Origin of the sequence: Methylibium sp. (assembly GCF_013817365.1) — a bacterium.
In the GTDB taxonomy this organism is placed as follows: domain Bacteria; phylum Pseudomonadota; class Gammaproteobacteria; order Burkholderiales; family Burkholderiaceae_C; genus Methylibium.
Window position 1 is genome coordinate 1 of the sequence record NZ_JACDCU010000184.1, and the last position, 7,489, is coordinate 7,489.

Annotated in this window: 10 protein-coding genes; all 10 read left to right on the plus strand. The window is 67.6% G+C overall.

Features of this window, described 5'->3' with window-relative positions; genetic code table 11:
• Nucleotides 1–337, plus strand: a 337-nt coding sequence (locus tag H0W38_RS12100; RefSeq protein ID WP_292454305.1) for a hypothetical protein, incomplete at its 5' end; no start/stop codon positions are given.
• Between the two features lie 2 nt (nt 338–339).
• The gene (locus H0W38_RS12105; protein WP_292454307.1) at nt 340–678 is read left to right on the plus strand and encodes a hypothetical protein; all 339 of its coding nucleotides are present in this window, start codon (nt 340–342) and stop codon (nt 676–678) included.
• 434 nt (nt 679–1,112) lie between these two features.
• Nucleotides 1,113–1,475 carry a hypothetical protein gene (locus H0W38_RS12110; protein ID WP_292454309.1) on the plus strand — a complete coding sequence of 121 codons (363 nt, stop codon included), beginning with the start codon at nt 1,113–1,115 and terminating at the stop codon, nt 1,473–1,475.
• The gene (locus tag H0W38_RS12115) at nt 1,472–1,696 is read left to right on the plus strand and encodes a hypothetical protein (protein ID WP_292454311.1); all 225 of its coding nucleotides are present in this window, start codon (nt 1,472–1,474) and stop codon (nt 1,694–1,696) included. The genes H0W38_RS12110 and H0W38_RS12115 overlap by 4 nt, the downstream gene beginning before the upstream one ends.
• A 635-nt stretch (nt 1,697–2,331) precedes the next feature.
• Nucleotides 2,332–3,345 (plus strand): site-specific integrase, encoded by a 1,014-nt coding sequence (locus tag H0W38_RS12120; RefSeq protein ID WP_292454313.1) that lies wholly within the window; start codon nt 2,332–2,334, stop codon nt 3,343–3,345.
• A gap of 11 nt (nt 3,346–3,356) precedes the next feature.
• Entirely contained in the window at nt 3,357–4,046 is a 690-nt protein-coding gene (locus H0W38_RS12125) for a hypothetical protein (protein WP_292454315.1), read from the plus strand.
• A 57-nt stretch (nt 4,047–4,103) separates the two neighbouring features.
• Complete coding sequence (locus H0W38_RS12130; protein WP_292454317.1) at nt 4,104–4,322, plus strand: helix-turn-helix domain-containing protein; 219 nt, start codon at nt 4,104–4,106, stop codon at nt 4,320–4,322.
• Entirely contained in the window at nt 4,319–4,621 is a 303-nt protein-coding gene (locus tag H0W38_RS12135) for a helix-turn-helix domain-containing protein (RefSeq protein ID WP_292454319.1), read from the plus strand. The genes H0W38_RS12130 and H0W38_RS12135 overlap by 4 nt, the downstream gene beginning before the upstream one ends.
• Before the next feature lie 71 nt (nt 4,622–4,692).
• On the plus strand, nt 4,693–4,950 hold the full coding sequence (locus H0W38_RS12140; protein ID WP_292454321.1) for a hypothetical protein: 258 nt from the start codon (nt 4,693–4,695) through the stop codon (nt 4,948–4,950).
• A partial coding sequence (locus H0W38_RS12145) for a phage/plasmid primase, P4 family (protein ID WP_292454323.1) occupies nt 4,947–7,489 on the plus strand: 2,543 nt, incomplete at its 3' end. The genes H0W38_RS12140 and H0W38_RS12145, both read left to right, overlap by 4 nt.

The window sequence follows — 7,489 nt, forward strand, 5'->3', positions numbered from 1 at the left end:
GACCACGCCCGGCGGCGCGCTCGGCGCTGCGCCAGCAACGATCCTGGCCGCGCCGGGCGTCGCCGTCACCTACGCGAACCTCTTCCCCGCCGGCGTCCCCGGCCTGGCCGTGATCGCGTCGCGCTTCTTGCCGGCGGCGAGATGGTACCTCCTGCCGGCCGCGGATCGCAGCCCGCTGGACCTTGTTCTCGATTCGGCGCTGGGCGTCATCAACAAGGGGGTTTCTGCCTCGGACGCGATGGAGTTTACCATTCAGCTGTTCGCTGCATCGATCGAGCGCGCCGTCGTGCGTATCGACGCGGCGGGGTCGCCGCTCTGGTCGATCCGTGGGGGCTGAACATGGACCTCCTCAATCAACTCGGGCGCGCAGCTCGTCAGGCGTTGGCCAATCAGCGCGCGGCCGATTTCGCCGTCGCAAAACAGGGGATCGCCGCATCGGCGCATGCGATCGCGGCGCTGAAGGACTCGCTTGAGACCGAACAGCGCGAATTGATTCGCCAGGCGTCGGCGGGCATCGAACAGGTTTCCGATAAGGAACTCGTCGCGACGCGGCGGCGCATCCTGGACGTGCGCGCAAATCTAAAGGTCGCAGTGGCCAGCGGGGCCGCTCTCAAGCTGGGGAACCCCGCCGCCGCGGATGACGTGGCGCGCCGATCATTTCGCGGACATCTTTTCTAGTCGTGGGGCCGCTCCTCCTACCGGCCAGACCCGCGAGGCGTTCGTGCGGGCGGTAGGGCTTTCTTCGAAACAGGGACAGCCGGGCCGCCGGCCGTCGAACGACGCAATGCGGCACCTTCTCAGTATTCGGAGGCAACATGGCCAGACGTATCCCGCCCGGTGACGCTGCGCTCCTGCGGCGGCATCGCTGGACGCCGCAGGCCATCGCTGCTGTGTCGGCGCTTGCCGACCGGGCAACGTTGGCCGCAGCGATGGCGACCGCATTGACCACGCGCTCGGCTGCGCGCTCGGCGGCCAGCATCGAGCGTGCGCAGGTACGCGTTGACGCTGCGGGTTCGCTCTGCTGGTCTCGGTCGCAGCGCGTGCGATCGCGACGCTGAAGGAGTCGGCGGAGACCCAACGGCGGGAGCTTGTCAGACAGGCCGGCGCGAGTGTTGACCGAGTCGCAGCGGGCGATGATCGCGGCGGAGCTGGCGGGGCTGCGCCACGGGACGAACCAACACGCCAAAGAGGATGCGCAAATTTGCGCATCCTCGCCAGTCACCCAAACCGCCGCCGCCGACATGCTGTCAGTCTCGCGCCGCAGCGTGCAGGCGGCGCGCGTCCGGTCGGGGTCGATGCGCTACCGCTGCCCCCGGTCGCGGCTGCATGGTCCGCCCCAAGCCAGCGACGGGGCCATCGCTGCCTCGCTGACGCTGGTTGTGAGCCACGATCGCCGCCCCGAGGTGCTGGCGGAGGGGTCGCGGACGATCGTCGGTCTGAGAGCCTGTAGGCCTGGCCCGGCGGGGGCGGCATGAGGCGCGAGACCCGCGACCATGCAGCGACCGCGCCGCGCTGGGTGTTCGACTTCCTGGCCGATGAAGTCCGCGACCTCCAGGCCAGGATGGACGCGCTGATCGCCAGGAAGGACGCGCTGAAGGCGCGGCCAAATCGCGCAGGATCAGCGCGGCCAAATCGCCAGGCCGATTTTGTGTGCATAATTCTGTGCATCGCCCTTTCCGCTGATTTCCGGGAATGAAGAAACCCCGGCTTTTACCGGGGTTTTCTAAGCGCACTCGGGAGGATTCGAACCTCCGACCCCCGCCTTCGGAGGGCCAATTTCCCCACGATTTGCAGCATTGGTTAGCGTCGTAAAGCATTGCTACGACTGGACCGGATGCGGTCGTTAATGACCCTAGCGTACCCTTAAATCGTGTTGCATAGTGTGCGATAGATTGACCCGTTCGAAGCATTGACCCCCGGAAGCCGGAACGGGGGGCCAATCACGCAACGGAGCAGGAGCACACTATGGGCCGTTCATCACCGCTTGGGATCGAGGGAACCGGCGTCAGTTATCGCGACCCCGATGCGGCCGGTCGGTTGACCGCTGCGCAGGTCCGCGCCCGCGACGAGAGCGGCGCCTGGCAATGCAAACGCTTCGCGATCGAGAGCTGGCGACGGGATGGGACGCCGATCCTTCCGGACGCTGCCAAGGACTGGGCGAGAGAAACGCGCAAGAGTTTCGTGAAGGGCGAGACCGTCGCGCGTGCAGCGACGTTCCAGGACTTCGCGGCGCTGCTCTGCGAGAACCTCGCCGCCTCTGGCGTCGGCGCTGAGCGCACCGCGCTCATCAAGAAGGTTGCCGCTGGCCTGCTGCGCGAAGGCGTCACCGACATGCGCACCGACGCCTTCCCCGTCCGCGTGCGAACGTGGATCACCGGACTCAAGGCCGGCTGGTCGTATGCCGCCGATGCCAAGAACCGGCGCACGACTGTCGCGCCGCTCTCGCCTGCGACGCGCAACAAGATCCTGGTCATCTGCCGCCAGGTGACGGGCCTGGCTCTGCGGAAGCGTCGGCTGCCGTTCGATACGCTGGTCGAGCTGCCGCGGTTCAAGGAACCGACGACCCTCAAGCCGTTGTTCACGACGGACGAGCTGCGCCGGCTGGTGAGCGACACGGCGCGCGATCACTCAATTGCGGCGCACGCCGACCTGGCTGCGGCCATCGCCGCCGCAGGGGGATCACGCGGTGAGGCCATCGGCGCGATCGCCAAGGCACGCAAGGTGCATCCCACGTCGATCTACAACGCCTTGGCTCGCAAGCCCGAGGCCGACCCGTGGTGGCTGGCCTGCTGCCTCCTGGTCTACACCGGCGCCCGCGCCCAGGAGGCGATGCATCTGCGCTGGGAATGGGTGCAGTGGGATGCGGGCGTCATCACGCTCAAGCTCGCGGACGACTACGATTCCAAGTCGGATGCCGAGCGGCTCATCCCGTTGGAGCCGGAGTTGCGCGCGATCCTTCAACCGCTGGCCAAGACCACGGGCCACATCTTGCCGCCCGAGATCCGCGCTGGCGGTAGCGGCATGAAACTGCGCGAGTCGGCCGCGAAGGGTAAGGGGGCGCGCGACTATACCGCCGCGCTGCGCCGGTACTGCGTTCGCATCAAGCTGGACGTTGGCGAGCGCACGGCGCACAGCCTGCGTCACTGCTACATCAGCCTCAAGGCTGCGCGCGCGGACATGAACATCGATCGGCTGCGCAAGGCTGTCGGCCATGCGGATGCCGCGACGACCGCGGGTTACTCGCGGCTGTCGCAGATGTTCGAGGCCGAGGTTGATCGTTGGCCAGATTCGACGCTGTGGTTGAGGCGGCCTTCCCCTGCGGTCGCTGCGCAGGGGGTCCGGTGAAGGGCCGCGCGTTGCAATTGCCAACCGGAAACACCGCGCGACCGCCAGCCCACGTTCGCAAGCGCATGGAGGACATCTGCCGGTACCTCGACGATGTTGGCACCACCGCCGATCGGGTGCGGCTAGACCGGAAGCCTTATCCGGCGCTCGACGCCGTTGCTGCCAAGGTGCTTGGTTGCAGCGTGTCGGCGCTTCGCGGCCCCTCATCGGTGATGCTCGGTCACGCTGACGATCTGGCCCTGCTGGTGCGGCGCTACGTGGGCGAGGATGCATTGCTCGAACTGTGGGGCGCCTTGCATGACCGCCCGCTCTTCGTCCCGCTGATCCAGCGCCACGGAGCACTGATGCGTGCGTGCGATACCCCGCTGCACGCGGCCCGGCTGTCGGCCATCCGCGCGTGCGCGCAGTCGCTGACCACCGTGTTACGGCTGATGGCCAGCGGCGACACTCCACCGCCAGCGCACGGGCAGAACGCGGATCCCGAGGCCATGGCGCCGGAGAAGCTGCGGAACCTCGTCCATGCGCTGCGCGTGCGCTTCGCCGGCCAGCGCGTGCGGACAAATGACCTGGCTGCGCACATCAGACAGCCGCCGGGCCAGTTGGTCGCGAAGTCGCGTGGATGCAGCAAGCGCGATCGGATTTGGGCGGAGAAGCACGTCATGGATGGTCGGGGCTATTGGCGCTGGAAGGCGGCACCGTAGGCGACGGTCTGTTCGATGAACAGACCAGGAACGAACAATTGTTAGCACGCCGCGCGCATGCTGGCCGCCATGCACGCAACAAATCGGCTGGACGGCGCGCTTCCGTTGCACGAGGCGCTGAAACTCTCGGCGCTCCCCATCTCACGCGCGACCGCCGCACGATGGTGCCGCGCCGGGCTGGTGCCGTCGTTCCGCGTCGGGCATCGCTGGTACGCGCGCCCGGTTGATCTGCAATCGGCTCTGCTCGTCGCTGTCGGCGCCCCGGTGCGCCCATGAGCGACATCGCCCAGGCCATCGCCGCAGCCGTGCGCGAGGCCATCGCCGCCGAGCTTCCGCGCGCGCTCGCTGAATGGCGCTCCGGTGAAGCCAAGCCAGAGGCGCGCCGCGTCGTCACGGTGCCCGAGGCCTGCCGCCGCTACGGCATCGGACGCGCCGCGCTCATCGACTTGATCGACAAAGGCCGCTTGCCCGCGTCGCCGCGAAAGATGCGCGGCGGACGCGATGGCTACATGCTGCGTGTCTCCGACTGCGACCGCGTGCTCGCTGGGCTGGGCATGCCGCCCGCCGCGACCTGAACCCCATTTTCAAACGCGAAAGCCGGACCCTGCCAGGCCCGGCTCTCTTCGACACGACAAGGACAACCACTGTGACCAGAGACCATGCTGCCGCGGCACCGCCGAGCAATAAGCATCGCACCATCGACGGCAGCGGCGCCCACGACCTGGCCGTCGGGCAAGCCCGCCGCCACCGACTCGTCGCTCGGACGCTGCGCGATGAAGTCGCGCGACTCGGGTCGGCGCTGCATCCCGATCGCGCGCTCGATGCGCTCGCCGCTGCGGGGCGCATGGATCTGGAGGCCACGTCCTGGGAGGTCGCGATCGCGACGTGGAGGGGCTGGACATGAATCCTCCCGAACAGGCGACGCTGGTGGAGCCCTTGTTGTCGGCCGCACAGTACCGCGCCTACACCCTGCGGGGCTTCGCGCTCTGCCGCATGAAGTGCGGGAAGAATCCAACCGACACTGGCTGGCCGCTCCATCCTCGCATGTCGTCCGACGACTTCGCGGATGGCCAGAACGTGGGGCTCATCTGCGGACCGCTGTCGGGGCGACGCGTGATGCTCGATCTCGACTTCGACCCCGAGGATACCGACGCATGGTCGGCGGCTGACGAGTTGCTTCCGGATACTGGAGAGGTGGACGGTCGTCCGGGGCGCCCGCGCGCGCATCGCAACTACGTCGTCACCGACAAGGAGTTCCCCGACTCGGTCCTCCCCAAGATCGGCGGCAAGGTCCGCGCGGCGATGGACGAGGGCAAGCTGCCACGCTTTCCGGGCACACGCCATTGGACGAACGGCAACGGACGCGGCATCGACCTCCTTGGGGCGGGCGCGCAAGGTGCCATCCCGCCGAGCATGCATCCGAGCGGCGCGCAGCGTGAATGGTTCGGCGGCGAGCCCGGCGAACCAACGCGCATCACCTACGGCGAGCTGCTCGCGGTCGTCACGGCCATGGCCGAACGCCTTGGAATGACAGGTGGAAAGCGCAAAGAGAAAGAGGCCGGCGACGATGACCAGGCGCCCGCGCCTGATATGGAGGCGCTGGCGAAGATCCCGGCCGCCGAGCGCACGCGCCGGCTCGCTGCGTACTTGGCCGCAGCGCCGGCGGCTCGCCACAACGCCGGCGAGGGGTTCCACGCGCAACAGTATCGCATGGCCTGCATCTGCGCGGAACTCGGCGTGCCGATTGACGAGGCTCGACCGCTGTACGAGGCGTGGAACCGGCAGAGCGGCACACCTGACGATGCGCGCGTGAACCGCGACACGCTTGAGAAGGCGTACCGATCGGCGGTGTTCGGCGCGCTGTTGGCCAAGCCGACGCCGGCGCAGGATTTCGGCAAGACCTTGCTCGACCAGGTCGTCGACCTCGCCGCCAGCGACGTGATCGCCGCCGCCGCGCTCGTCTATGGGGCCGGCGATGCCCTGGCGGCGTTGGACGACGCCGAGTTCCAGGTGCTCAAGCTCAGGATCAAGGACGTCCTCGGCTCTGCGCTGGACAGCAACGCGCTCGCCAGAATACGGAACGACGCGCGCAAGGCGCAGCGTGCGGAGAAGGCGAAGGCGCGCGTTCAAGATCTCGGGGACGATGCGCTGCTGCTCGACCCTGCGGCTCCGGTTCCATCAGCGCGCGAGTTCGTCAGGCGCGAGGCGACCGGCGACGGCGTTTCGCTCATCCGGCGACACGGTGGAGAGTTTCACCGCCACACGGGCACCCACTACGAGACGATCGATGACGAGGCTTTGCGCGCCAATCTCTACCCCTTTTTGGAGGACGCGAAGGTCGAGACCAAGGACGGGGCCGTAGGCTTCCGCCCAACGGCGGCGAACGTCAGCAATGTCGCCGACGCGCTGCAGTCACTCCCGGGCGTGTTCGTTGATCGGCCTGTGACGCCGTGTTGGCTCGGCTCGTCACCGGCGCCATTCGCCGCTGCCGACGCGGTCGCGTTCCGTAACGGCATCCTCGACGTGCGCCAATACCTCGCCGAGCCAACGACGGCGCGGCTGATCCCGCACACGCCACAATGGTTTTCCGCCTACTCGCTGCCGTTCGACTACGCGCCCGGATCCACATGCCCGACGTGGGAACGCTGCCTGCTGCAGTGGTTCGACGGTGACGCCGAATCCGTCCAGGCGTTGGCGCTGTGGTTCGGCCTGTTGCTCACCAGCGACACGTCGATGCAAAAAATCCTGCTGCTGCTCGGGCCGGCGCGCTCGGGCAAGGGAACCATCGGTCGCGTCCTGTGCTCGATGCTCGGCCCGCACAACGTCTGCTCGCCCACGCTCAACAGCCTGGCCAGCGAGTTCGGCCTGGCACCGTTGATCGGGAAGCCGCTGGCGTGGCTTGGGGACGCACACATTTCCGGCCGGCTCGACTCGGCCGTCGTGCTCGATCGCCTCAAGGGCATTTCCGGCGAAGACTCGGTCACCATCAACCGGAAACACCGCGACGCCGTCACGCTGCATCTGCCAACGAGGTTCGCCATTTGCGTGAACCAGATGCTCGACTTTCCAGATCCATCCGGCGCGCTGGCGTCGCGTTTGATCTTAATCAAGACTCGCGTCTCCTTTCTCGGTCAGGAGGACATGAACCTCGACGCCAAGTTGCAGGCCGAGCTTCCGGGGATTGTGTGCTGGTCGCTGCGGGGGCTGGCCGAGTTGCGACGCCGTGGACGGCTCCTGCAACCGGAGTCGAGCAAGAACGAGATTGCCGAGTTCCAGCGGGCGTCGTCGCCTATCAGCGCCTTTGCCGCCGACTACTGCGTCGTGCCGGCGTCGGAGGGCGTCGCTGTCGGACAGGCGTTCGCCGCCTGGCGTGCCTGGTGCGCAGACGAAGGCCACATGCCGGGGTCAAAAGCGAAGTTCGGGTCGAAGCTGACCGCCGCTTT